Genomic DNA, 26,432 nt, shown 5'->3' on the forward strand with positions numbered 1-26,432 from the left:
GAGCTACTTGCCGCCGGTCGTGGCGATGCCCTTGATCAGGAATCGCTGGCCGACGAGGAAGGCGAGGAAGACGGGGGCGAGTGACACCACCGACATGGCGAACAGCGACCCCCACGAGGTGCTCGACGTCGCGTCCACGAAGGACCGCAGGGCGATGGGCACCGTGTACATCTCCGGGTCAGTGAGATAGATGAGCTGACTGAAGAAGTCGTTCCATGTCCAGATAAAGGTGAAGATCGCCGTGGTGGCAAGGGCCGGGACCATCAGCGGCAGGATCACCCGCAGGAAGATCCTGGCCCGACCGCAGCCGTCGATCCGCGCCGCCTCGTCCAGCTCGCGCGGGATGCCGCGGATGAACTGCACCATGAGGAAGACGAAGAACGCGTCGGTGGCCAGCAGCTTCGGCACCACCAGCGGCAGGAACGTGTTGACCCAGCCGACCTCGGAGAACATCACATACTGCGGCACGATCAGGACGTGAATCGGCAACATGATCGTCATCAGCATGATGGCGAACCAAAACTTCTTACCGATGAACTCCAACCGTGCGAACGCGTAGGCCGCCATCGAGCAGGACACCAGGTTGCCGACGATCGCGCCGAGCACGACCAGTGCCGAGTTCATCAGATAGTGGCTGAAGGGGTGGCCCAGCGCGTTCCAGCCGAGCGTGTAGTTCTCGATCTCCAGGTCAGTGATCAGCAGGCCCGGCTCGCGGAAGATCTCGTCGCCCGGCCGCAGCGAGCTGACCACCATCCAGATCACCGGATAGAGCATGATCAGAATGGTCGCCCCGAGAGCGACGTGCTTGAGCGCGGTTCTAATCGTCATAGTGGACCCAGTACTTGGAGGCGACGAAGTTCCCGGCGGTGAAGACCGCGATGATCACCAGCAGCACCCACGCCATCGCCGAGGCGTAACCCATGTCGAACTTGCCGAAGCCGCGCTCGTACAGGTAGAGCGTGTAGAACATGGTGGAGTCCGACGGCCCGCCGGTCCCTCCCGAGACCACGAACGCCTGGGTGAACGCCTGGAAGGCGTGGATGATCTGCAGCACCAGGTTGAAGAAGATGATCGGGGTGAGCAGCGGCATGGTGATGTTGGCGAAGCGGCGCAGCGGCCCCGCCCCGTCCACCGCCGCCGCCTCGTAGTACATCCGCGGGATCTGCCGCAGCCCGGCCAGGAAGATCACCATGGGCGCGCCGAACGTCCACACGTTCAGCGTGACCAGCGTCCACAGGGCCGACTCCGGGTCGGCGATCCAGCTCCTGCCCGCGACGCCGAACCAGCCGAGCACGTGGTTGATCAAGCCCTCGCCGCCGAACACCTGCCGCCACAGGATGGCGATGGCGACGCTGGAGCCGAGCAGCGACGGCAGGTAGAACACCGAGCGGTAGAACGCCATCCCGCGCAGGCCCCGGTCCAGCACCACGGCCAGCAGCAGCGCGAGCGCCAGTTGCAGCGGCACCGAGACCAGCACGTAGATGAAGGTGACCCGCAGCGAGTTGTGCAGCCGCTCGTCCGCGAACATCCGGGTGAAGTTCTCCACCCCGATCCAGGTCGGCGCCTCCAGCAGGTTGTAGTCGGTGAAGGCCAGGTAGAGCGAGGCCAGCATCGGCCCGACCGTGATCAGCACCAGGCCGACCAGCCAGGGGGCGAGGAAGAGGTAGGCGGCCAGGTTCTCGCGCCGGCCCGGCTCGGCCCTGGTCTTGCTGAGCGTGCTCAGCTCACTGATCGCGCTCATGCGACCGTCACCGTCAGCGTGGCCGTCGCCTGCTCGGCGATCTGGCTGCGCGCCCGCACCACCGCCGTGCCCCGCCGGACCGCCTCGACCCGGCCGTCCTGCCCGACGACGAGCACGCCCGGCTCGCTCTCCTGCTCGACGGTCCAGAGCACGTACGCCGCGTCCGCGTAATACTCCGCGAACTGCACGAACTCCACCTGGTACGTCGCCTTCTCGGCCACCGCGAGCCGGTCCTTGCCGGTCAGGGTGAGCGCGGGCGCCGGGGTGAGCAGGATCTGGTCGGTGGCCAGCGTGTACGCGGCCGAGGCGGCGTTCTTGCCGGTCACCGTGTAGCGCAGCACCACGTCCCCGGCGGGCAGGTCGGCCTCGCCGTGCCCGACCTCGCGATAGTGGTAGGCGCCGTCGGCGGGCGGCAGATACTGGTCGAACTCCTCGCCCACCGCCGCGCCGCCGATCGTCAGCCTGCCGCGCCCCCGGTCCTTGTGCGCCTTGACCAGCGACGTGATCGTGTACCGGCCGGCGGCGGGCACCTGGACGGTGTACTCCACCCAGTCCCCCACGGCTGCGGCGCGCAGCGCGTGCCAGGCGCCGCCGACCGCCGGACCGGCCGCCGGGTCGGCGGTCGCGCCCACCTCGCCCTGGGAGCCGGTGCACACCTGCTCGGCCTCGAAGGCCAGCCGGGGCAGGGTCGCGGCCGGGGTGAGCTTGATGTAGTCGACGCCGACCGCGTAACTGCCGCCGGTGCGCCCGGTCGAGGTGAAGCGGAAGGTGTGCGCCCCCTTGGCCAGCCGCACGTTGCCGTGCCGCCGCTCGCGGAACTCGATGCCCTTGTACATGTTGCGCGGCTGGAAGTGGTTCGACTCCGGCCCGAGGTCGGCGCCGTCCACCGACAGCTTGCTGCTGCCGCGCGACTCGTTCTCCTTGTAGCGCACGTCCACCTGGTAGAAACCGTCGGCGGGCACGTCCACGGTGTACTCGACGCTCTGCCCGGTGCCGGTGAAGGCGGCCAGGATCCACGCGGCGTTGCTCGCGTTCGGCTCGCCGATCTCGGTCAGCGTCGCGGTGGACGTCCGGGGCAGGAACTCCGCCTCGTTGTAGATCGGCTCGGCGAACACGCTCGGCACCGCCACCGGCGGCAGCAGGTCGGCAGCGGGCACGCTCACCGAGGCGCGGCCGTTGCCGTCCAGCCTGACCGTCACGGGCAGCCCCCGGTCGTGCCGGGGGTCCACGACCACGACCACCGCGTCGGCGCCCGGCGTGCCGGTCAGCTCCAGCCGCAGCCGGTTCGCCGAGCCGTTCTCCCGGTACGACGCCACGTTCTCGTCGGCGTAGAGCACCTGGCAGTTCTTGCCGTCGGCGCGCTTGATCCAGAACGCCTTCCCCCGCGAGGTGTTCGCCCGCAGGTCGATCGGGAAGCTCTTCAACCGCGCACCCTGGTACGCGCCCCGATAGGCGTAGGTGTGCGAGCCGTCGTCGTCGAGGGTGATGTCGGCGACCGTGTAGGTGCCGTCGTCGTCGAGCCAGCGCAGGTCGGCCACCACGGTGGCGGCGTAGCCACCCTTGCCGGTGGCGATCACGAGCGCGGTGTCGCGGTCGTCGTCGGTCCACATCCACACGAACGGCCCGGTGCTGGAGTTCCACCGCTCGCCGTCCCAGCCGGCGCCCAGGTAGACCGGGCGGAACGGCTGCTCGGTGAGCGCGGCCACGCGCGGGTGCTTGCGCCAGCGGTTGAAGCGGGTCATCAGCTCGGCGCCCGCCTCCGGCCAGGTGCCGGGCTTGCCGGGGTCCTGGCCGAACTTCACGTTGCGGACGGCGATGTAGGAGTAGTAGTCCTCCATCCGGCCGGTGATCCGGCCGCCGTTCATGTACGTGGAGTTCATCGGCAGGTGGCCGAAGCCGGTGACGGCGGTGCGCAGCGACAGGTCCTCGCCGGTGATCCCGCCGTTCGCGGTGTTCCAGCCGTTGTACGCAACGTGCATCAAGCTGTTGTTCCGGTCCCCCTGGGTGGGGTGGATGTCCAGCTCACTGGTGACCTTAGGCAAGAAGTCCGGATATTTCTCGACAAGTTGGTTGAGCAGGCGGCGGCTCAGCACGTTCTTGCGATAGACGTTGTCGCTCGGGTGCGAATAGGCCGTCGCCGTGTCGTTCTGCCACCACTCGGTCAGGTCGACCATCTGGTGCGACATCCGATACCGCGTGATCAGCGTCTCGATCTGCGCCCGCTTCTCCGCGATCTGGGCCGGGTCGGCCAGGTCCCGGCCCTTGCCGTGGCCGTCACCGCTGAGGCTGAACCACAGACCTAACCGCATCCCGTTGCCGGTGACCGTGCCGGAGAACTCCTCCAGGCTGCGGATCGACTTCAGCATCGCGGCGCTCGGCACGATGGTGTCGCGGGTGGTGTTCCACAGGTCGTCCAGCATCACCATGTCGAAGCCGGCCTGCTTCGCCTTGGGGATGATGACGTCGTAGTAGTAGTTGTCGGGCAAGGTGCTGCCCGGACCACCGCGATAGTCCCAGTCGTTGGTGTTGAAGAGCGCGCTGACGTTGTTGTAGCGGAACCGTCTGCGGAAGTGCTCTTCCTCGGCCATCTTCGCGTCGATCACGTCGCCGCGGAAGACCGTGAGGTTCACCGACAGATACTCGAACTCCTCGCCCTCGAACAGCACCAGCCGCAGGGCCTCGGGGTTCGTGACCACTTTGACGTGGTCGGCCTCGTGCCAGGCGTTGAGCGCGGCGAACGGCGGCAGCATGTAGTCGGCCTGGTCGCCGTCGCCGCGCATGGTCTTCCAGTTGGTCTCCGGGCTGAGGCTCCACCCGTGACCCTCGTCGTACACGCTGATGACCTTTTTGGGCAGTTCGGCGCGCTTGGCCGCGGACGAGGTGTCCTCCGGCAGCGGCGCGAGCGCGCCCGTGGTGCTCTTCCAGCGCATGTTCGGCGGGTAGTGCAGGGTGTGCGGCCGGTCGGGGAAGGCCAGGGCCAGCACGGTCGAGTTGGTGATCGTGGTGCGCCGGTCGGTGGCGTCGTTGCGTACCAGCGTGTGGAAGCGCAGCCCCGAGCGTCCGTCGTAGATCTCGAACACCGCTGTCACGGTCACCGCGACCGGGCTGGTGCGCCGCAGCGGGATCCGCAGCTCGCGGCCCACCCTGACCCGGCCGCGCGGCGTGTGCATCCACAGGTCGCCGGTGCTCGGCTGCAGCACCGTCCAGCCGCTGTCGGCGCCGACCGTGTCCTTGCCGTCGAACTCGTACGTGAACAGCTGCCGGCCGCCGGGCGCGACCTGGTATTCCTGCTCTGCCTGCCTGTTGTGGACACTGCTGATCGCGATGCCGGAGCGACTCTGCTTGAGCTTGACGCGCAGCACGTCGTTCTCCAGGCGCCAGGTGTCGCCGCTGCGCTTGACGGTCGCGCCCTGAGCCGTGTCCCGCTCGGCGAGCGCCGGCAGGGTGGCGCCGTCGAACACGATCGCGCCGGCGAACGCGGCGCCCGTGACGCCCAGGAACCGGCGGCGATTCAACGGATCCAACACGATCTCTCCTCGGGGTTGGAAAGGCCGAGCCAGGCTTCCCTCCGGAAAGCGCTTGCCTGGCCCGCAAAACTAGTTCACTCCACCGGATCACACAAGAGGGAACATAATTGAACAGATCGGAGGTCGCGGCACGCTCAGGCCGGGCATCCAGGACGGCCGGAGCCCGGCTCGCCACGATCTCGCGGGGGAACACGACTCAACAGGTGAGTTGTCGGCCGACCGTCTTCAGGCGGCTCAGCCAGGGAAACACGGTCCCGTCACCGGACGGCGTTGTCAAGAACTAATACGAATTAGCAGGATCACGATCCCGCAATGTCCCGCACTGAAGATCAAACACGGATCAACATAAACCCACGCGAGGGATGTCCGGGTTAGCGCTCCTATCCGGCGCACCCTTCTTGGGCAGCTAAGGACCGATCGCCAGGCTTTGCCCGATGCCGCCATTATTTCCCGAAATATACGTCATTTGCGCCGACTAAATCCGCCGACAAACGGACGAGAAGCCGTAGTGACAGTTTTTCACCCGCTCTTTCCTCTTAGAAGGAATTGCGGGGCGGCGTGGCGTTGTGGCGTGACTCACGACAACTGTAAGCATCGTACCGGTCACGTTGGTTCGCTCCACGGGCGGACACGGCCGCATTCGGCCTGCGGGTCAGTCGCGACCAGGAGTCGCAATGCGAAAGGAACGGTACATGTTCACGCCCATTCCCCGGACAACAGCCACATCCACGCCCGCCCGGTCCAAGGCGTGTCACTCGACGAGGCGCATCATGCTCGCCAAGGCCGGCACCCTTTCGATGGCACTGGTCGCCGCCCTGTCCCCGGCGGTGAGTGCGGATGACGACCACGACCGCGACAACCACCGCCACGACCTCGCCGGGCGCTGCAATCCGCACGCCTTCTTCAAGGTGGACAGGCTCTCGCCGCGGAACTTCTTCGTCCCCCGCACCAGGTTCATCGACGGCCCCGGCGGCTCGATGACGGTTTCGGTCACGCGGGAGCACGAGGTGCTCGCCTTCGTCGAGACCGAGAAGGAAAGACAGAAGGAGCGGGACCGCACCCATTCCAACGCCCATTCCGACGCCCATGCCGACACCCGTACTGACGCCCGTGGTGACACCCATACCGACACCCGTACCGACACCCATACCGACACTCATACATTGATCCGCCGCTTTCGCAGAATGGGTCTCCCCCACCTCGAAGAGCGGCACATGGTCTTCACCGGGCACGAGTACACCCAGGAGATCAGCAAGGGGATGTACGGCAATATGTGGTACCGCGTTCTCGGGTACCGCGTCGGCTGGTCGTCCTGGCGCGTGCTCGGCACCTGCCGCCACGTCGAGATCGACAGGGGAATAGCCAACGTGCCCTCCAGAGTGGAAGGCTGGCACTATTGGGAGACCAAGCACCCGAAGTTCAAGGGCCGCCTGATCTCCCTCAAGTAACGCGACAAGCGGACTCCCGGAACTCATGGGCATTCGCGTTTCCGTTCACGCGCCGGTATTCGCGAAGCCCCACACCGTCCGATGTGGGGCTTGCGCCTGCCCTTCTCCCGGCCCCGCACGAAGCCGTCGAGAAGGGTCTCGATCACCGCCGCCACGTCCGTCCCGCGAGATCTTCCCCGAAGCCTGGACCCGTACGAACGCCCTGCTCGGCGGGCATGCCTAACCAGGCGCTGATGGGGAATTATCACTCTTTGTCATGTAATGTCGAGATTGGAATGCGCCGCACTTGGTCGAGATGCGTCGGGGGTAACCCAGATGGCACACATCCGGGTGGGGGAAGGGCCCGCCGAGGAGGTCTTCGAGCGATTCCTGCACGGTGAGCAGGTGAGCCAGAGCGTGCGTCCGGTCATCCTGCGGTCCTGGCGGCGCTGCCAGGAGCTCGCGGGCCCACCGGACAAGCTCGGATTCCCGGACCCGGTGGAGGCGGACCCGAACTCCTACCTGATCAGGATGGCCGGGCCCGTCCTCGATCGCGTGCGACCCATCGTCGACCACGCCGACGCCGCCGTCCTCCTCGTCGACGGCCAGGCGACCTTGGTGCTTCGCTACCTCGCCGACCCCCAGATGACGAGATTCTTCGACAAGGTAGGCGCCGTAGTCGGCACGAACTACTCCGAAGCCGCCATCGGCACCAACGGCACCGGCACCGCACTGGCCGAGAGGCGACTGACCCGCGTCGCGGCTTTCGAGCATCCGGCCTCCTGCGTGCAGCCCTTCACCGGCACCGGGGTGCCCATCCTGGACCCGCTCACCGGCCGCGCCCTCGGCGCCGTCAGCATCGTCTGCCCCAACGAGCGCGAAGACGTGGCGATGGCCGTCCTGGCGCAGCAAGTGGCCGCGGGCATCGAACGACGGGTCCTGGAGCAGCGCAGCGAGCGCGAGCACGCCCTGTTCGAGGCGTACCTGCGGACCGGAGACCTGCCCACCCTGCGGTCGCGCCCCTCCCTGCGCGATCTGCCGCGTGCGGACCGCTTCCTGCTGGAGGAGAAGGCCACCGAGCTGATCGCGCTGGGGCAGCGGGCGGCCGTCGAGGTCCCTCTCTCCCGTGCGCGCATCGCCACGCTGCGGGCTGTGCCCACGACCGAGCCCGCGGGGTTGGTCGGCGTCGTGGCGCAGGTGCGGATCCAGGACGGCCCGTGGGAGCCCGTCACCGAAGCCCCCGCCGCCGAGATCCCCGACCTCGGCCCCGTCCCCCAGGCGAAGCCGGCGACCGCCCACCCGCCCAGGGAGTCGCCCACCGATCCGTGGCTGATCCTGTTCGGCGAGCCGGGTGTCGGCAAGCTCGCCATCGCGGCCCGCAGACGCATCAGACTCCTGTACGAGGCGGCGACGATCATCGGCGAGACGCTCGACGTGCGGGTGACAGCCGAAGAACTCGCCGAAGTGGCCGTTCCGCGACTCGCCGACCATGTCACGATCGATCTGCACGAGAACGTCCTGCGCGGGGAGGAGCCCGGCGATCCGGCCACGGGCCTGCGCCGCGTCGTGTCCCGGGCCGTAGGGGAGAATCTTCCTCTCCACGACGCGGGAAAGCCGGTCCGCTACCTCCCGACCTCCCCGCAGGCGGACTGTCTCCTTGGTCAGGAGGCCGTGATGCGGCCGGATCCGCGCACCACCGCTCCCGCGTCCGGGTACGGAGTCAACTCGCTCATCGCCGTCCCGCTGCTCTCCCACGGCCGCATCCTGGGCGTGGCGACCTTCATGCGCCTGGGGGGCTCCGCGTCCTTCGAGGACGACGACGTCTGCCTCGCGGAGGAAATGGCCCGGCACACGGCGGTATGCGTGGACAACGCCCGCCGGTTCACCCGGGAGCGGGCCATGGCCGTGGCTCTGCAGCGCAGCATGATGCCCAGCAGCCTGCCTGAGCAGAGCGCGCTCGAAGTGGCACACCGCTTCCTGCCGGCGCAGGGGGCAGCCGGCTACGACTGGTTCGACGTCATCTGCCTGTCGGGGGCCCGTGTCGCCCTGGTCGTGGGCGACGTCGCGGACCGCGGCCTGCGCGGTGCGGCCAGCATGGGCCGTCTGCGCACCGCCGTCGACAACTTCGCCTCGCTCGACATGCCGCCCGGGGAGATCCTGACCCATCTGGACGAGCTGGTCCGCCGCCTCAGCCAGGAGGAGACCGACCTGGGTGACAGCGTGCTGCGGGATCTCGCCGCCCCGGACGTCGGCATCACGGGGACGACCTGCGCGTACGCGGTCTACGACCCCACCTCCCAGCGCTGCGCCCTGGCCTGCGCCGGCCATCCGCCACCCGCTGTCATCTACCCGGACGGCGCGATGGAGTTTCTGCAGGTGCCCCCGGGGCAGCCGCTCGGCCTCGGCGGCTCCCCCTTCGAGACAACCGAGGTGGAACTCCCCGAGGGCAGCAGGCTCATCCTGTACAGCAACGGACTAGTCGTCAACGATCATGAGTATGACGCCCGGACCAGAGCCGAGCGCGTGCGCGGAGCCCTCGGCCAAGCCGGCGGCTCGGCCGAGCAGACCGCCTCCGCCATACTGGACGCCGTCCCGCGCGACGACCGCACCGACGACGTCACCCTGCTGGTCGCCCGCACCCGGGCGCTGCCGCAGGACCACATCGCCTCCTGGGACCTGGCGTCCGACCCCGCCGTGGTCTCCCACCTGCGCAGCGAGGTCGCCAAGCGGCTCGCCGCCTGGAACCTGGAGCACCTCGCCTTCAACGCCGAGCTGATCTTCAGCGAGCTGGTGACCAACGCCATCCGCTACGGCAGCGAGCCCATCCGGGCGCGGATGATCCTGGACCGGGCGCTGATCTGCGAGGTGTCCGACGCGAGCGAGAGCTCCCCGCGCCCACGCCGCGCGGTCGCCACCGACGAGGGCGGACGCGGACTGTTCCTGGTCGCGCACATCGCCGAGCGCTGGGGCACCCGCCACACGCACCGCGGCAAGGTCATCTGGGCCGAGCAACCGCTGACCGACGGCGAGGCCGAGCCGCCCGATCCGGCGACGGCCTTGTCCCTCTTCGCCGACGGCCTGTGAGCGTCAGCCCTTGTCGGGGTTGTGCCAGGTCTCGAACCGCGGCGCGGACGATTCCAGGAGCTGCGTCGCCCTGCCCACGCATTCCGGGCAGATGGGCTCGGCGACCGCCCTGGCCAACGCTTCCGGCGTCGGCTCACGGAAGGTGCCCAGCACCGTCATGCCGGGTGGCAGACCGGTCTCAGGGTCGATCGTGACCACCGTGACGCTCTCCGGGACGAAACTGAAGGTGCGCTTGCATACGTAGCATCCGCCGATCGTCGTCATACGCCCTCCTCTCCAGCACCGTACATCGCGTCCCCGCGCACCGGCTCACCACGGGTCGCCGTACGGGTTCGGTCACGGCTGTTCCGAGGAGGACTCGACGCGGGGGGCCGGATGCTCGGCGACGAACTTGCGCAGGAAGTCGATCGCGGACACGTCGTACACGTCCTCGATGGCGTTGGCCGCCAGGTAGCACAGCAGGCAGCGTTCGCGCGGCAGAAGGCCCATCCGGGTCAGAAACACGTACGTGTAGTTCAGCACCACGCGATAGCGCTGGAACACGGGGTTGCCGAATCCCCTTCTGATGTACTCGGCGTTGCTCATCGCCAGGCGGCGGTATTCGCTGAGGTGTGGCTCCTCGGAGACGGCGGCGTCGGTGGTGAATACGTTCAGCACGCCGCTTTCGAGGATCGGGCCGGCGCGTTCGGCGTGGCGGGTGACCAGTTCGGCCCACTCTCGAACGAACGGGACAGGCGCGGCGGGGATGCCGTCGGGAGCGTCGTCGTCCGCGCCGTCCAGGGTGCGGGCCACGGCGCGCATCCGGTCCACGACCAGGTCACGATGGTCCCCGTACTTCGCCGCGAACGCCGACCGCCAGATGTCGGGCCGGTCGCACGCGTCGAAGAACCGTTCGGAGTGCGCGCGGAAGGACCCGACGTTGCGCCGCAGCCCGCCCATCGCGTGGGCGGTGGTGAAGATCAGGGTCAGCATGAGCAGGTCCAGACGGTCCCGCCCTTCCCTGATATGGCGCGACATATCCAGATAGAGCCCGTTGCTCTCGACGGAGAAGTCCATGATCAGATCCGCCACCTTCTGGTCACCCCCCACCGCATGCCGCCGGGACTGGAACGGCGCGAAGCGCACCGTGTTGTCGGGATACCACGGGGTGAGCAGCCCTGACTCCATCTCCATCTCGGCAAGGAGCCGGTGCTGCGGGAGCAGCACCCCCTCATCGAGCCGGGTCGTGGACGGATGGTCGCGCAGATACGCCCCGATCGTCTCCTCGATCGCCGGGCGGATCACCTCGGACCAGTCGTGGTCGCGGGCACGGATGTTGATCCGGAGGTGCGGCCCCTGCCGCCAGTGCGGGGTGACGAAGACCGCCTCCGTCACCCCGGCCACCCGGTCGAGCAGGGGTGCCACGGCGTCGATCAACAGCCCGGACTTGTCCTTCTCGTGGTAGTGGACGTGCGCGCTGTGCCACGCGGAATCCGTGGAGAGCCGCGTCGTTCGAGGAGTCATTTCCCATCGCCTTCCTTCGAGATGAATCAACGGCGACCGCGGTCAGGCGCGGTCCCGTTCACCGCCGTCCGCCACGGACGCCTCCGTGTCCGGGTCCACTGTCGGCTCCACTGTCGATTCCGCTGTCGATTCCGCTGTCGATTCCGCTGTCGATTCCGCTGTCGATTCCATGGCCGCCAGATCGAAGATGTACTCCGTGACGCGAGACCCGTGCTCGCCGTACCGGGGCAGGTCCGGCATCGCCGGAACCGCCTCCTCCAGCACCATCAGACGATCCGGATCGTCGAGCACGCGAACGAAATCCTGAATGAGAAACCAGTTGGTCACATCGACGTACACCGGCTTTCTGCTCTTGCCGAGCACACCGTCGCCGCCGCTGTCGTTCACCTTCAGGACCCGGGCGAAGAACTCGCGCGGTATCCCGTGCCCGTCGAGCCACAGCGCCAGCCGGAGCAGGTAGGCGCCCGGATCCTCGCCCTTGCCCGGGGCCGGGAACTCCCCCGCGCGCATGCGCCAGCGCGCCCGCATCAGCACCACGGCGCCGATCGTGAGCCGCGGCGCGTGCTCCACGGCGCGGGACGGCGGGGGTTTCATCCCCCCTCGCAACGCCCAGCCGGCCATCATCACGGTCGGGTTGGGCCCGAAGGCGCGAATCAGGAACGACTGCGCGGGCGGGAGGAACACCTCGAAGGTCAGCCCCAGGTGGGCCGGACGGATCGCCCTGCCGTCGGGTCCGCGCAAGACCAGCAGCTCGTGGTCGGGGTCGTACTCGACACGCAGGCCGGTCGGCGAGATCGTCTCCTCGGCGTCGTCCCCGCCCGCGCGGGGGTAGTCGATGACCGGCAACGCTCGCGGATGGATGTCGAGATTGTTGCCGTGGTCGACGCGGAACTCCGCGAGCGTCGTGTCCTCGCACACCCGTTTCCGGTCGGCGAGCGTCGCGTCCTCGCACACCGGTTTCCGGTCGGCGAGATCAGGAACCCGATCGCCCGCGGTCGCCAGAAGATGCTCGATCCTCCCCACGCCCCTGCGCGGCCCCGCCCCCACGTAGTTGACGACCAGCCGCGGCCCTTCGGGCGTCGTCATCAACTGCCCGTACACCGATATCGACGCGGTCGGGCGGATGAAGCGCGGCCAGGAGGCCATCAACTCCTCCAGCGACTCGGGCGGCACCGGATTCCCCTCACCGGCCTTCTCCTGGGCCGCGTGCAGGAAGTCCCATGCCGTACGGCGAAGCTCACCCAGCCGCGCCATCCGCGAGCCGTACCCGGCCAAGTCGCCCGCCTGGCCGGTGCGGCGCGGCCGCTGACTCAGGAATCTCCGGACCGCGACCCCCGTGACGCTGTCGGCCAGCGACCCCATGTCGTGAACGCGCCGGTAGAAGGTGAGAAGGGGCGCCGAGCCATCGGGCCCGTACGCCAAGAGGAAGTAGTCGGCGAGGGCGATCTTCAGCGGAAGGCTCAGATCGAACACCGCGAGGAGCCGGCGGACGCGGTTCATGTCGTCGTGCACCCGCCGCAGGCTCGCGCTCGGCCAGCTCACGACCGTGCCCGCGAGCACGTAGCTCTCATGCACGAGGTGCCGGGAGGGAAGCTCCGGCCCGGGCGGTCGCGCGTCGGACGCCATCCGTTCGGCGATCCGCTCGACACCCTCCCGCCAGCGGCGTTTCCCGCTATCCGGTTGGCGCGCGTACGCGTCCACGGCCTCGGCGATCGCCCGGAGCGGCTCCAGCGCACGCGGTTCATCACCCCCCGTTCCGGAGGCCGCCCGCTCCAGCCAGCCGATCAACCGGGGCAGGGCGTCCCCGGCCTGCTCGGAGAAGGGCGGGCGCTGCTCCACCAAACCACTGGCGATCAGCACGCCGAGCAGGTGGTCGACCCGCTCGACGTCGTCGAGGGAGGTCAGCTTCCCGGCCACCGCCCCGCGCGTGGTGCCGGGGACGGACCGGATGAGATCGAGGACCGCGCGCAAGAACGCGCTCGCCGGGACCGAGTTGATGGGTTCGGCGGGGCGGTGACCGAGGAACCAGACGCGGCCGTCCTCCTCGACGGCGGTCGGGTTGACCCGCAGGACGACGCTGTCCCGCAGCCCCGGCTGCCCCGCCGACCACTGCCAGAAGGCGTGCACGAGCACCCGGTCGGCTTCGGCGACCCCCAGCGACGGCAGGTCGTCAGCGAACACGGCGGAGCCGTCCGCGGCGCTCCATCCGCCCAGGCCGCTGGCGGTGAATGTCACGTACGGGCTGGTCTTCATGGCGGCCCGCGCGAGGTACTTGGCGAGCCGGAGCAGCGTCTGCCGGGCGGGCGCGGCATCGCCCGGCGCGTCCAGCCACGCCTCCAGGCGCCGTGACAGGTCCGAACTGCTCTGCGCCAGGCCTTGCCGGAACTCGAAGAGCCGGGTGGCATCGCGCAGCACGGCCGTCTTCTCGGCCAGCTCCCGATCCAGCAGGCCGGACATCTCCGCCCGCGCCCCCGTCAGCCGATCGAGATCTTCAAGCCAGCGGGACATCCGCCCGGCCACCGGCCGGGGCAGGAACTCGATGATCACCGGGGTCCAGACACGGTCCCGAGGCCTGCGCCCGGCGAAAAGATCACGTCGAAGGGCGACGAGAGCCGGCTTGAGCTCCGGCCGCCGTCCCGCCCCGATCAGCTCGTACAGGATGTCCGCGAGGCGCGCGCCCTCGGCCGCCACCTGCCCGTCCAGCCGTACCACCTCGTCCACCAGCGACCACGTACGGCTGAAGCGGAGGGCGGCCACGCGCTCCGCCGGGATGCCGGCGACACGCACCCCGAACACCGCGCCCGCCGCGTATCCCTCGCCCCGCGGCGCCGGCGCTCCCGAACCGGGCCTCAGGACGACCCGCCCCTGACCGATCTCACTCATCGTTCACTCCCGTCGTTCGCGGCATCCGGGCCACGCCGTTGGAGGCCCGGACGCCACCCGCCATCACCTGGTGATCGGCAGTTGTCAGGGACTAGAGAACCTCGTCCTCAATGAAGCTCGGCGCGCTGTTACACGTGGCGCAGGTGCCACAGAAACAGTTGCTCGCGCTGAGCTCGGTCATGCCGTGGCCTTCGGCGGTGCCTTCGATCACGCTGATCGAGTCGACCGCCAAAGTCGACAAATCGAACAGGGAACCGTCCTGCATGATGACCTCCTGATCGTTGTGACCTGTCGAGAAGGGTGGTGCCGAGGTCGTCCTCGGCGGCGAAAGCCCGGGTGCCGCGGGCCGATGCGGGCGAACGCGATGCTCACCTGATGGGACATGGCACCGGGGCGGCCGGCGGGGCTCGTGGCATTGGCTGTCCTCTCGATCGATGGCACCCGCGCCGGTCGACGCGGGAAGATGTCAGTCGGGCCGGTACCGGTCAGCGACCGGCCACGGGTCCCATCGGACGGGGGTGCGGCGCGGAGATCTGCCCACGAGCAGGGCGCTGAGGCTGCGACGGCCCTGCCCGCGCGGTCCAAGCCCCTCGCCGCCGCGCTCGGGCTCGCGGCCCTGCCCGCGCAGTCCGAGCGCCGTGTCCGTCGCCCCGTGGCAGACGTCGGAGTGGATCCGGGCCGCGAGCCCGAGCGCGGCGGCGGCGAGGGCGGCGCGGTGGACACTGATCCCGGACTCGGTCAGCTGGAGGCGGCACCACAGGTCGCCGAACCTCGCGACGCCGTCGAAGGGGTCGCCGACGGGAAGGATCACCGCCCCCGCCTCGCGGAGGGCGAGCGCGGTGAGCGGCTGCACCCCCGCGGCGATCTCGTCGAGACCCCGCCACGGTACGGCGGCGCCGCGCAGGCGGCCCTCCCGGTCGTACCGGTAGCCGCCCGGCGGCACGCCGTCCACCCGCAGCGCCAACGCGTACACCCCGCAGGTGGCCGGCCCTTCGGGCGTGCCCTCCAGCTCCCCCAGGTAGCCGCCCGCCGCGGCCGCCAGGATGCTCGCGAACGCCGCCGCGGAGATGGGCGCCGGCGCGAATCCGGCCGGGGCGGACCTCCGGTGGCCGATGCCCGCGCGCAACGGGACGGGCACCGGTTCCGGCAGCCGCACGGCGGGCTCGTCGCCACGCGGCGACCCTTTTCCGGCAGGCCAGGCAGGTCCCGGTCCCGCGCTCCCGCCCGTCCCCGCCCGGCCGCTCGGCATCGTGGCGGCGGCGTGCAGGGCGGCGAGATGCGGCAGCGAGTCGCTCACCGAAGGAGGCGGGTCCACCGCCTCAGCAGCCCGCCGGCCAATAAGCTCCCGCGCCCCTACCCCCACCCCACCCGACTCCGACCCCAGCGCCCCGGCTCCGGCTCCGGCTCCCGCTCCCGCTCCCGCTCCCGCTCCCGCTCCCGCTCCCGCTCCCGCTCCCGTCAGGGAGAGTACGGCGAGCGCGCCTTCGGCCCCCTTCGGCAGGTCGAGCAGGGTGTCGAGCAAGGCGCCGTCGAAGTCCAGGTACGGCCGGACGGAAAGATCGAGATCCTCGGTCAGGGCCAGCGCCTGCGCCAGAAGCGCGCCCGTCTCCTGGCACTGAAGCTTGTACGCGAAATCCCCATATTTGATACCCGTTCGCCAGAACACCGCCGTGAGGACGATCACCAGATCGGGCGGCGTGGCCGGTGGCACGGTCAGCGCTTCGAGCAGCGCCGTACGATGATCGCCCGCGCGTACGCGTCGCAACGCGTGATGGGCGCGATCGTAGTGGTGCAACCCCGCCGGCAACCCAGGAGGCCCGCCGGCGACGTACGCCTCGATCGGATACAGCGCGCCGCCGGACGGAACCGGCCGGTGCACCCCGACGGTCACCGGGCCGGGCCACACCCCAAGTCGGTTCAGGTCATAGGTCCAGTCGCAAGGGCCGATCCCGAGCAGGTGCCGCAGCAGGTGACCGACGAACGCCGGCCCCGACCCGGACGGCACGTCCCCCCGGCCATCGGGCAGGCTCAGGTGCTCGGCGTCCCCGTACCGCTTGAACGCGCCCGTCGCCTTCGCGGCCCCCGTACTGGGGGCGGCGGGCGGCCCGCCCACCGCCGCGAGGAAGCGGCGGGTCGCCTCACCGGCGGGCAACGTCGCCGGTTCCCGTGGATCGGGGGCGGCCCGCGCGGTCTGAATGATCATCTCGGCCCCTCCAGTCGGTGGTGGCGCTACGGAAACGGGTGGGGATGCGGGTTGATCTCTTCGGGGCGCAGGTCGCGGTCCCGGTAGCCGAGCTGCCGGGGCACGGTCAGCAGCCGCGGCAGGCCCTCGGTCCTGCGGGAGGCGTGGCCGAAGGTCATCGGCAGCGCCCCGGGGACGATGACCTTGGCGGAGGCGAATCGGCCGGAGGCCTGCTCGGTGGAGGTGGTGTCGACGGCGATGACGTCCAGGCCGGCGGCGAGCCACCGTCCGACGAGTTCGTCCAGGTCGTCCGTGAGGTCCGCGTGGCGCGGCCATCCGGCTCGGGCGGTGACGGCGCTCAGCGGCAGCCGCGGCCCGTCGCCGTCCAGGAAGTCCGCCCGTGGGCGCGTCGCCGGATGCGCGTAGAGGGCCGGGTGGTCGTCCATGTCACGAACCAGCAGGGGATCGGCCAGCATCGGCTCGACGGCGGCGTGGCCACGCCCGGCGCTCAGCGCCCTCAGCAGCGGCGCGACCTCCCGCAGCGCCGACCGCACGGCCCGCTCGGGGTCGAGGTGCGCCGCCGCCCCGAACGCCATCGCCCACCGGGCCTCCGCCGTCCGGTTCACCGCGAGGGTCAGGAACGTCGGCACCCGCTGCTCCAGCATCGTGGAGAAGATCATGACCTCGCACCCGAAGCGCCGGGCGAGCATCTCCTCCATCAGCGGGATCCGCCGGTCGGCCGCCGAATCCAGGTCGACCCGCGGTACGGCGAGGCGGGCGTACCAGGTCATCAGGAACGCGTCCCGCTCGGCGACCTCCAGCAGGCCGTACAGGATCGCCTCTTCCAGGCAGGACCCGGCGGCGCAGCCGTTGGACGTCTCGAACACCCAGCGTGGCTCGTTCTCCGGACGCCTGCCGTAGTAGGCGGTGGACTCCGGCACCAGCACAGGAGCGGACCGCGCGAACGAGTATCCCCAGACCCAGCTCGTCTTCTGATCGGGAGCGAACGGCACGTACGGGTAGTCGGGCAGCCGGTACAGCTCCTGCGGGGGCGTGCCGAGGGTGCGGGGGTCGATCGCGTCGTCGGCGAGCTCCTCGTACGACCCGCGCACGGTCGTCCTGCGGCCCCCCGGCCGCTCGCCCGAACTGCGTTCCAGCGCTTCCGCCAGTGCGGTGAGCCTGGCGGAGCGGTAGTCCCCGGCCCGGCCGAAGCCGTGCTGGGAGTCGTGGTGGATCCTGGCCGGCGCCAGGCGGGCCACTGCGCTGGGTATCCCCCCGCGCGATCCGACGTCCACGGAGGCGATCAGACCGGTCTCCGCGTCCACGTAGCGGTCCGCGACCCCACTGTGCAGATCGTGCAGCCGGAACTCGCCGGGGTCCGCCTTGATCAGCGGCCGGCGGGGGAGCGCCGCCCCCAGCCTGGTATCCGACGGCAGGTCGGAGCAGCGTGGGCAGAGCGGGTCGGAAAGGAACCGATGTCTGCGCACCGACGCGTCCAGTAAGGACAGCCGCAGGATGGCGCCGTCGGTCCGGGCCACGTCCGCACGGGCGAGCACCGTCCTCACCTCGTCCCGCACCAACCGAGCCACGGCCGTGACCAGCATCGGCGGGACCGTCGCGGCACCGGTCTCCCGCGACGCGGATCGCGGCTGGTCGCGCAGCAGTCGCCGGGCCGCCGAGTCGGTCCGGTTACGGCTCTGCCTGCGCCGTACGCACAGCGGGCAGCCTGGTCGCGGCGGGCGCACCAGCGGGCCGACGGTGATCCACCCGGCGTCGAGGTGAACGGGCAACCAGGGCGTCCCCCGAACCGACGCGTACTCCTGGACCTCCTGCTCTCCGGCGTGCACCAGCCCCTCCGAGACGACGACGAGCGCCGCGCACCCGTTCTCCCCCACCACGCCCGCCGGCAGATCGTGCACCCCCGCCACGCCCCCCGGCAGGTCGTCCACCCCCGCCACGCCCGCCGGCAGGTGCACCCCCGCGACACCCGCCGGCAGGTCGTGCACCGAATCGACGGCGAGGTAGGCGAGCCGGCCCTCGCCCTGGGCCGCGACGGCCCGGGCGACCCGCCCGGCGCCGATGACGGCGACGTCGGAAGGCCGGGGCTCCGCCCGCGCTCTGGATGGGTCCTCCCGCACCTCAGTCATCGCACAGCACCACCTGGACGACGAAGGGAAGCAAAGAGCTCACGGCGTCGTCGCGCACGAGCGGTACGACCACAGGGGTGCGACCGGTGAGGCGCAGCAGTTTCGCGGCGAGGAAGGCCGCCTCCCGCGGCGACCCGCCCGCGGCCCATCGCCGCGCCGGCGGGGCGGCCTCCGACCGCCCTTCGACCCGGGTCTGCCAGTGCAGCAGGGCACGCTCCGCCGCGTGACGCAGGGCCGGCCCAGGAGCCAGGGCCACCGACCGTGCCACCACCCCGCCTGCGGCGGTCACCGTGTACGCGGGCAGCCCCAGCGCGGCGCTGTGGTCCCAGAACTCGACCGCCTCACCGGTACGCTCAAGCAGACGTATCGTCTCGAGCACCCCGTCGTCGTCTCCCGACCCCCGTACGGGATCGACGATCGGCGCATCTGCCCCGTCCCACAGGACCACCGGCAGCGCTTCGAAGTGCGCCAGCAGACCGGCCTCCACCGCCTCGTCCCAGCACAGCCCGGCCGCGGCTCCAGGAGGCGCCGCGTACGCCCGCCGCACCACGGCCGAGTCCCCGCCCGGGAACGGCACCCGGCGGACGGCCCCGGTCAGCAGGTCCATCCCCCAGGTGGTGGCCCGGTCGCCGGCCTGCCGGGATGCGTGCTCGGCCACCAGGGACCCGTAGGCGGCCAGCGCGGCCAGCACCGCCCGAGCGCGTGCGGTCTCACGATCGGGTCCCCATCCGACGACCGGCTCCACCTCCGGAGGTGGGCGACGACCATACGGATCGGCCACCGTGGCCTGGCACAGGGCCAGCGGCACCTGCGGCAGATCCTCCTCGTCAAGCGAACGCAGTGGTCCCAGGTAGGGGTCCTCGAACGCACGGGCACGAACAAGCAGATCCACCTGCGGCACCCGCTCCGCAGCCCGCAGAGAAGCGATCACGTCCTGAGCCGCCGCCCCCGCAGCGCCCGCCGCGCGCCCCGTACCCGCCGCCCGCCCCGTTATCGCAGCACCCGCGGCACCCCCAGCACCGGCCGCACCCGCCGCATTCGCTGCGCCGTTGGCGGGGTGACGGTGAAACCGGTGCACGGTCGTGTGGAGGCTCTCCAGGTCGGTGCGCGTCATCGTCCCGTCGATCCGGGATCCGGAGCGCGTGCCCGGACGCTCGGGGCGCATCCCCGCCAGGTGGCGGAAGCAGGCGAGGACGACGCTGGTGGCGATCAGCGAAGGCACCGGCCCGGTCAGCCACGAGACGCCGGTCAAGCCCTGTCGGCCCGCCCGCGCCCCATCGCCGACGCCGCTCTCCCACCGTCCGGCCGCACCGGCCTCCCACCGTCCGGCCGCACCGGCCTCCCACCGTCCGGCCGCACCGGCCTCCCACCGTCCGGCCGCACCGGCCTCCCACCGTCCGGCTGCACCGCTCTCCCGGCGTTCGGCCGCACCGGCCGCCGACAGCCAGCGCCACCCCGACTCCGCGAGCACGTGCTCCCGCCCGTAGACCGGTGTCGCCCACACCTCCACATCGCGTACCAGCACCTGCGCCAGCGCGACCCCGGCGTCGGCGCACATCCGGGCGGTCGTGACCAGCGCGTCGGTGTCATCGCCGGACGCGACGTGAATCACAAGATCGGCGTCGGTGATGCGGTCGCGCACCAGCGGGTCACCGGCCGGGTCCAGCCCGGCCGTCTCGACGAGGACCTGCTGCCCCTCATCCCGCCGGGCCCGTTCGGCCACCTCTCGCAGAGAGGCGCCGCCCGCGCCGGTGAGGACGCTCAACCGCCGCCAGCCCGACCGCAGTCCGTCCTCCACGACCGCGGCGAGGACCAGCCCTTGGCCGTAGAGCAGGATCCGCGCGTTCCGCACCTGCTGGAAGCGCCATTCCGCCGAGTCGAACCCGTAGCGGATGAACGAGATCTCGGATGCGTACTCCGTCAGCTCCTGCTCGGAGAGGCCGTGTGCCCTGTCGTCGCGCGCGTCGACGACGAAGCGCCGCTCGGCCAGCGTCCGGACAAGGTCTTCCACCATTTTCCGGTGTGCGTCGGGCAGACCCTGGGTGATCTCCTCCAGCGACCGGTCGCCGGACAGACGCGGAGCGAGACCATTGATCCACTGGTAAACATGCCGGCCCTCGAGAATGCAGGAGTCCAGCCCGCTTTGTATGTACACACCCTCCTGGCATTCGACGTAGCGAACATCATCCATGAGGCGTGGGCGCATGACCTGTCCTTTCGCACGCCAGTGCCGGAGCATGCCGCAGAGCACGCACCAGGCACGGCGCTTGAGAGAAATGCCCTGTCGAGGCGGACAGCCGGCTTCGGGGAGACCGTTCGTCCGAAAAGAAGTCCCGGCTCTACCGGGAAGACGATGAAGGACCGAAGAAACCACTCACCATCGGCTCGGGATCGAGCCGTGACCGGTGAGGAATCCAGGTGCGATCAGAGCGAGTCGCTCTGATAAGAATCATTTCTTGCAGTTCCGGTGCCGGACTCATGGCCGCCGCCACCGAGATCCCTGAGCTCCGCGATCGCGCGGCCCAGGTGGACGTACCACGTTCCTGTACGGCTCCCCCCACCCGCACTGCCGGTCAGGCGCGCCGCTGGAGAGGCGAAGTTCCGTGGCGGAGGGGCACAGGGAGATGATGGTTGCCTGCGCTCCCGCCGGACGCTTGGTGGGCATGGTTTTCGAGGACAAAGACCCTTTTTAGCTGCCTTATATAAGGCACCTTATACCAGCGCCCTCGCGATATTCAACACGGAGTTGTCAAATGGCCGCCGAAGATGTGGACAAAAGTAGGGCCCACCCGGCCCGACTCCGCCCGCGAAGGCGGAGACGCGACCGCTCACGGACCGGGACGAGCGTGCCATCGGACACCTCGCCCCCTGCCCCAGCACGTCCACGGCGCACCGCGCACGGACAAGACGGCCCCGGAAAGCAAAAAGCCACCCTCCGAAGATCGGAAAGTGGCTATTCCTGCTAGTCAGACTAAGTGGGGCTACCAGGACTTGAACCTGGGACCTCTTCCTTATCAGGCAAGGCGGGAGGGGGCGGGACCACGGGCTATACCCGCCCCCGCCTGGGCATACGGTCCATGGTGATCCATCACCGTCCGGCCTCGTCCGTGGTCGTTGTCACTCAGTTCGTCACTCAGGGAATCCTGAGATGGATATCGACCACGCTGTAACACTCGGACTCCGATAAGATCACGAAGCTACGATCTGAGGCCGATTATTTCTATCGTGCTCATATGCGGCGATGGCTGAGAATCACACTGGCGATCATAGTTACTCTGAGCGCCACGGCCTGCGTACCTCCGGTAGCCGGGTCAGTGGGGATCAGCGTCGACGCAGAAGGCCATCCCGTCGCCGTTCTGGCATGGTGCGACGGCGCCACCCCCGAAGATGTGACCGTTTCCCATGAAGAACCGTCCTCCGGCACGTCGGGTTCCGAAACCTTGAGCAGTCCTTCGAATCTCCCCAGCAGTACCCCGTCCACCCTCTGGGTCAGGGACGCGAAGTTCCACGCGCCGGATCTCGACGGGCAGAGCGCCTCAGTGCGCCTCGACGCCCCGGCCGACGGCTGGACGGTGGAGCCGGGACCGCTTGTTCTGAAGCCCGGAATCATCTATGAGGTGTCCGGCGGGAAAGGGCGGGGAAACAGCAGAGTCAATACTTCTAGCGTCAGTTTCACCCTTGAGGACGTGGCAAAGCTCAAACCGGGCCAGGTCTTCGTTCAGTCTCTGGACGAGACCTCGTCAACGATCGAATGGGTGGATACAACGATCTCCCAAGCGGAGTTCGACCGCGAGGGCCAGGACCCGGACCCCTGCCAATGATTCGAGTGCTCACACACCCTGCCGTCGGCCACGCGGAGGATTCTCGGTTCACCCGATGTACGGCGCGGCCCTCCCGTCAAGAAAGTGCCCGATCCGGAGTCGCTGGGTGTCGTGCATCGACAGCGTGTCGATCTCTTCCCTGCTGACCCAACGGACGTCGGTCGACTCGTCGCTGATCGCGAGCGCTCCGCCGATGACGCGGGCTGTGAGGCAGATGTTGAACTGGCGTCGTACCTCTCCGTCGCTGTAGGCGATGATGTGCCGGGCGTCGGTGTAGAGGCCGACCATCCCGGTCACCTCGACGTCGTAGCCGGTCTCCTCCTTCACCTCCCGTACGGCGGCCTGAGGCACCGACTCGGTGAGGTCCATCCCGCCTCCGGGTAGCGCCCATAGCCCGTTGTCGGTGCGCCTTTGCATGAGGATGCGTCCCCGGTCGTCGACGACCACAGCGGACACCCCCACGACCAGGCTGTTCGGCTCGGGGGCGTCGGGGTCGTCGTAGTACTCGGTACGGGCCACTTACGCCCCCTCACCGGGGAGTCGGGACTGTTTCCACACGGCTTCGAAGCTGGTGGCGTAGGTGTCGAACAGCCCTTCCTCCCGCATGCGACGCAGGTGGTAGACCGGAGCGCCGTAGGCGTTCATGCCGAAGACGTGCGCGTTGACGATCATGTGGTCATCGCCCACGAACAGGGAGTTGTAGAGCGTGGTGTCGTGCACGCGCAGCTCGACGTTCGACGACTCCGCCAGGGGTCGGTAGTGCATGAGCGCCACCCGGCACCGTGACTCGATGCCGTGCCCGAACAACTCCTCAGCGCCCCTGCCCCGGATGACGAGCGAGTCGGCGTCACCGAGAAGGATGCGCACCCGACATCCCTCCCGCGCCTTCGACGCAAGAAGGTCGTTGAAGTCCGGCCAGGATTCGTGCAGGAAGTTCGCGGCGTAGACCAGGATGCCGATGCGCTGCTCCGCGCGCTCGAACAGGGTCCGCCACATGTCCAGGGGCGCGGAGGCGCGGGTGGGGTAGGCGGCGATCAGTTCACCGCTCCCTCGATGACGTCGCCGCCCCTGCTCGATCGCGGGCCACAGGTGAGCGAGGTCTTCGCGGAGCACGATCGCGGCTCGGTGGGCGATGCCAGGGTGTGGTGTGCGGCCGGTGTTGACCCATCGTTCGGCGGTCTTGGGATCGACTCCTACCGCCTCGGCCAGTTGCCGGACACTGATGCCCGCGTTGAGCAACGCGGACCGTAGGCGCTCGTTTGGTGCCATGGGACGTTTATACGCCTCCCAAGACGTCCCGTCACCGTCCGCAAATGAAGTTTCCCGTCCTGGCGCTGGTCAGCATGCTTAGGGACGTATCAAGCCTCAAAAAACGTCCCGTCACCACAGGGCGGGCATGAGGTGCGACCACCCGTTCGACCGCCTCGTCACGACCATCCGAAACCTCCCGGAGAAGCGATGACCCGCAACGCAGTGATCACAAAAGCCGCCCGTTCCTCTCACGCGGCCGAACAGCTCCGCGCCGCTCTCGATGATCTCGGGATAGCCGCCGACGTTCACGAGGGGCACGGCGCGGCCTTGCTGAGCGTGTGGGTGGAGCTGCTCGTCTGGTCTGACGGCTTCCGCTTCATGTGGTGGAACGGGGAGTACTCCGCGCGGACGGGCCGCAGGAAGTACGCGGCGTACCCGGTGGACAACCCGGTGGCGGCCGCTCGCCGAATCGCCGCCCGCTACGCCGATCTCCGCACGACGCACCCCGCGCCTCCACTGAGAGCGCCGAAGGCAGGGGCGGCGCCGTTGTGATGGTGCTTGAGACGTGCGTGAGCCCACACCTGGGCATGGCACAGCGCGATCATGTTCGGCTCGACTGGCACACACCCGACCAAGTGTTGGAGCGGGTGCGGCCGGTGGCGTGGACGTGCGGATGCCGGGCCACGGTGTACGAGCTGTTCCAGGGCGGTGGGCAGGGGTTCATCCGGCGCACCCTCCAACTCGACGGCGGCCACCGGGTGGACGAGAGTCACCGCTGGTCGATCGCCACAACTCGGGCGACCTGGACGGCACTGCTGTCCGGGAAGGCCCGGTAGAGACGGGCGTGGCGGCGTGTGCTTCGGAGGGACGGCGTCGCCACGCCTGCCAGGAGTCCACCATGCACGGCTCCTGGCCCATTCCTCCCCCGCCTCCGATAGCTGCCAGATTGTGTGTCCCGACCGAGGGGTCAACTCCGTCTTCGCGTGTCCGTCCGCCCCGACGTGCACAGCAACCCTCACCCAACAGGTACAGACGGAGTTGACGCCGACCGAGGGACACGAACACTCCGGTAGTGGGGGCGGGGGAGTCACGGCCCGCAACCCTGAAGACCTTTCAGCGGGAGCGGAGACGGCCGGCGCAATGCCGAAGGCACCCCAAAGGGGCCGCGAAGCGGTTGGGCCGGCGGTCGCAGCGGCAGGCGGCAGCGCGTACCGGGGGCGGCGAGTGCGTTCGGTACGGCGGGTGCTCGGTGCGGCGGGCGGCGGGCTTACGCCGTGCCGTCCCGGCTGGCGCGGGCCGGGACCGGCCGCCAGGGCCGCACGCCCGGCCCGCTGGCCGTGCCGGGACGGCGGGGCGTGTCCCGCCGCGCGGCGGCGCGGAGCGCTGCCGCCTTGAACCAGTAAAGAAACTCTGAGCCAATCCCCGACTACGTGGCACTTCTTGGACAGGAAGCGAGGGCATCATGACCACACGGCGCAGCCGGGGAGACGGCGGCCTGCACTGGGACGAGACCCGCGAACGCTGGATCGCCTCGGTGACCGTCGGCTACACCCCCGCCGGAAAGCGCATCGTCAAGAAGGCCAGCGGCAAGACCAAGACCGAAGCCAAGGCCAAGCTCAAGGAGATCATCAGGGACTACGACGACGGCCTGACCACGGCCGCGCACAACTACACGGTGGGCGACGCCGTACGCGACTGGCTGGAGTTCGGGCTCAACGGGCGGGAAGCCTCCACGATCACGAACCGTCGCATCCTGGCGGAGCAGCACGTGATTCCCGCACTGGGCGCTCGCAAGCTCCGTGAGCTGTCCGCCGACGACGTGGACCGGTGGCTGGCGGCCAAAGCGAAGATCCTGAGCACGGAGACGCTACGTAAGATCCACTCAGTTCTCAAGCGGTCCATCGCCCGTGCTCAGGCACGGGACAAGGTCAAGCGCAATGTGGTGATGCTGTGCGAGATCCCCAAGGGGCAAGAGGGACGTCCCTCGAAGTCGCTGACGCTCGACCAGGCGGCGTCAGTGCTCAAGGCGGCTGAGGGAGCGATCCTGTACGCCTACGTCGTGGTGTCGCTCCTCATCGGCGCCAGGACCGAGGAACTGCGAGCGCTCACCTGGGCGCATGTGGACCTGGACGGCCAACCGGACGCGGATCCCCCGCTCCCACCGTCGATCATGGTGTGGCGTTCGGTACGAGTCGGGGGAGACACCAAGACCGAGAAGTCCCGGCGGACGCTCGCTCTCCCCAGGCTGTGCGTGGACGCCCTGCGCGGTCACCGTGAGCGGCAGGCGCTCGCACGGGAGAGGGCGGGGGATCTGTGGCAGGAGAATGATCTCGTCTTCGCGAGCAAGCACGGGACCGAACTAGACGCGGCCAATGTCCGCCGGGCCTTCCGGGTGATCCTCAAGAGGACCAACCTGAATGAGGACGAGTGGACGCCTCGGGAGATGCGGCACAGCTTCGTCTCGCTGCTCTCCGACTCCGGCATGGCTCTGGAGAACATCTCCCGCCTGGTCGGCCACAAGGGGACCGTGGTGACGGAGAAGGTCTACCGGAAGCAGCTCCGCCCGGTACTGCTCGAAGGGGCCGAGGCGATGGACATGATCTTCCCCATTGAGGTCAAGGGAGCGTAGTCACTCACTTGGTCACCCGGAAGATCAAAAAAGGCCACTTCCCTGCCGGGAAATGGCCTCTGAGCTGGGTGGGGCTACCAGGACTTGAACCTGGGACCTCTTCCTTATCAGGGAAGCGCTCTAACCGTCTGAGCTATAGCCCCGCACACACCGAAACGGTATCGCATCCGCAGCGCGGAGGCGAACCAGTTGTTCGGACGGGAAAAGCTTACCGCCTCCGGTGAGCCATTCGCGCCG

General features: G+C 69.3%; 18 protein-coding genes and 1 tRNA gene. 6 read left to right on the forward strand and 13 right to left on the reverse strand.

Features of this window, described 5'->3' with window-relative positions:
• Nucleotides 1–3: 3 nt before the first annotated feature.
• The 3 genes from OHA68_RS13275 to OHA68_RS13285 are packed head-to-tail and all read right to left on the reverse strand — an operon-like array spanning nt 4 to nt 5,268.
• Nucleotides 4–828: a carbohydrate ABC transporter permease gene (locus OHA68_RS13275; protein ID WP_189137571.1), complete on the reverse strand. Its 825-nt coding sequence runs from the start codon at nt 826–828 to the stop codon at nt 4–6.
• Nucleotides 818–1,741, reverse strand: a complete 924-nt coding sequence (locus OHA68_RS13280) for a carbohydrate ABC transporter permease (RefSeq protein ID WP_327107919.1) — start codon at nt 1,739–1,741, stop codon at nt 818–820. Before OHA68_RS13280 ends, OHA68_RS13275 begins: the two co-directional genes overlap by 11 nt.
• Nucleotides 1,738–5,268, reverse strand: coding sequence for a carbohydrate-binding protein (locus OHA68_RS13285; protein WP_327107920.1), 3,531 nt, complete (start codon nt 5,266–5,268; stop codon nt 1,738–1,740). Before OHA68_RS13285 ends, OHA68_RS13280 begins: the two co-directional genes overlap by 4 nt.
• A gap of 770 nt (nt 5,269–6,038) precedes the next feature.
• Here OHA68_RS13285 and OHA68_RS13290 point away from each other — a divergent pair.
• Together OHA68_RS13290 and OHA68_RS13295 are read left to right on the forward strand one after the other, a co-directional pair.
• Nucleotides 6,039–6,716 (forward strand): hypothetical protein, encoded by a 678-nt coding sequence (locus tag OHA68_RS13290; RefSeq protein ID WP_327107921.1) that lies wholly within the window; start codon nt 6,039–6,041, stop codon nt 6,714–6,716.
• Between the two features lie 315 nt (nt 6,717–7,031).
• On the forward strand, nt 7,032–9,779 hold the full coding sequence (locus OHA68_RS13295) for a SpoIIE family protein phosphatase (protein WP_327107922.1): 2,748 nt from the start codon (nt 7,032–7,034) through the stop codon (nt 9,777–9,779).
• A 3-nt stretch (nt 9,780–9,782) separates the two neighbouring features.
• Here the strand turns inward: OHA68_RS13295 and OHA68_RS13300 are convergent, their stop codons facing one another.
• The 7 genes from OHA68_RS13300 to OHA68_RS13330 form a co-directional block, all read right to left on the reverse strand.
• Entirely contained in the window at nt 9,783–10,043 is a 261-nt protein-coding gene (locus OHA68_RS13300; protein ID WP_327107923.1) for a hypothetical protein, read from the reverse strand.
• Nucleotides 10,044–10,115: 72 nt separating this feature from the next.
• Nucleotides 10,116–11,282, reverse strand: a complete 1,167-nt coding sequence (locus OHA68_RS13305; RefSeq protein WP_327107924.1) for a thiopeptide maturation pyridine synthase — start codon at nt 11,280–11,282, stop codon at nt 10,116–10,118.
• Nucleotides 11,283–11,324: 42 nt separating this feature from the next.
• A complete protein-coding gene (locus OHA68_RS13310; protein WP_327107925.1) occupies nt 11,325–14,165 on the reverse strand; it encodes a lantibiotic dehydratase in 2,841 nt (946 codons plus the stop codon).
• A gap of 91 nt (nt 14,166–14,256) precedes the next feature.
• Nucleotides 14,257–14,430, reverse strand: coding sequence for a hypothetical protein (locus tag OHA68_RS13315; protein WP_189137563.1), 174 nt, complete (start codon nt 14,428–14,430; stop codon nt 14,257–14,259).
• Between the two features lie 201 nt (nt 14,431–14,631).
• Nucleotides 14,632–16,368: a SagB/ThcOx family dehydrogenase gene (locus tag OHA68_RS13320; RefSeq protein ID WP_327107926.1), complete on the reverse strand. Its 1,737-nt coding sequence runs from the start codon at nt 16,366–16,368 to the stop codon at nt 14,632–14,634.
• A gap of 26 nt (nt 16,369–16,394) precedes the next feature.
• The gene (locus tag OHA68_RS13325; protein WP_327107927.1) at nt 16,395–18,494 is read right to left on the reverse strand and encodes a TOMM precursor leader peptide-binding protein; all 2,100 of its coding nucleotides are present in this window, start codon (nt 18,492–18,494) and stop codon (nt 16,395–16,397) included.
• Nucleotides 18,487–20,649, reverse strand: a complete 2,163-nt coding sequence (locus tag OHA68_RS13330) for a hypothetical protein (protein WP_327107928.1) — start codon at nt 20,647–20,649, stop codon at nt 18,487–18,489. Before OHA68_RS13330 ends, OHA68_RS13325 begins: the two co-directional genes overlap by 8 nt.
• 1,078 nt (nt 20,650–21,727) lie before the next feature.
• Between OHA68_RS13330 and OHA68_RS13335 the strand changes: the two genes are divergently transcribed.
• The gene (locus OHA68_RS13335; protein ID WP_327107929.1) at nt 21,728–22,315 is read left to right on the forward strand and encodes a hypothetical protein; all 588 of its coding nucleotides are present in this window, start codon (nt 21,728–21,730) and stop codon (nt 22,313–22,315) included.
• 48 nt (nt 22,316–22,363) lie between these two features.
• On the opposite strand, the gene OHA68_RS13340 is transcribed toward OHA68_RS13335, so the two are convergent.
• Nucleotides 22,364–22,834, reverse strand: a complete 471-nt coding sequence (locus tag OHA68_RS13340) for an NUDIX hydrolase (protein ID WP_327107930.1) — start codon at nt 22,832–22,834, stop codon at nt 22,364–22,366.
• The gene (locus OHA68_RS13345) at nt 22,835–23,584 is read right to left on the reverse strand and encodes a DUF5919 domain-containing protein (RefSeq protein ID WP_327107931.1); all 750 of its coding nucleotides are present in this window, start codon (nt 23,582–23,584) and stop codon (nt 22,835–22,837) included. It abuts the gene before it with no gap.
• 189 nt (nt 23,585–23,773) lie between these two features.
• Here OHA68_RS13345 and OHA68_RS13350 point away from each other — a divergent pair, with 189 nt between their 5' ends.
• The 3 genes from OHA68_RS13350 to OHA68_RS13360 all read left to right on the forward strand — a co-directional run bounded on the left by OHA68_RS13350 (nt 23,774) and on the right by OHA68_RS13360 (nt 26,195).
• Nucleotides 23,774–24,118 carry a hypothetical protein gene (locus OHA68_RS13350; protein WP_327107932.1) on the forward strand — a complete coding sequence of 115 codons (345 nt, stop codon included), beginning with the start codon at nt 23,774–23,776 and terminating at the stop codon, nt 24,116–24,118.
• 17 nt (nt 24,119–24,135) lie between these two features.
• A complete protein-coding gene (locus OHA68_RS13355) occupies nt 24,136–24,402 on the forward strand; it encodes a hypothetical protein (RefSeq protein ID WP_327107933.1) in 267 nt (88 codons plus the stop codon).
• Nucleotides 24,403–25,028: 626 nt separating this feature from the next.
• Complete coding sequence (locus OHA68_RS13360; protein ID WP_327107934.1) at nt 25,029–26,195, forward strand: site-specific integrase; 1,167 nt, start codon at nt 25,029–25,031, stop codon at nt 26,193–26,195.
• 69 nt (nt 26,196–26,264) lie between these two features.
• Here OHA68_RS13360 and OHA68_RS13365 read toward each other — a convergent pair.
• Nucleotides 26,265–26,338: transfer RNA gene (locus tag OHA68_RS13365), tRNA-Ile, on the reverse strand.
• Nucleotides 26,339–26,432 lie beyond the last annotated feature (94 nt).

This window comes from Nonomuraea glycinis (assembly GCF_035920485.1).
In the GTDB taxonomy this organism is placed as follows: Bacteria; Actinomycetota; Actinomycetes; order Streptosporangiales; family Streptosporangiaceae; genus Nonomuraea; species Nonomuraea glycinis.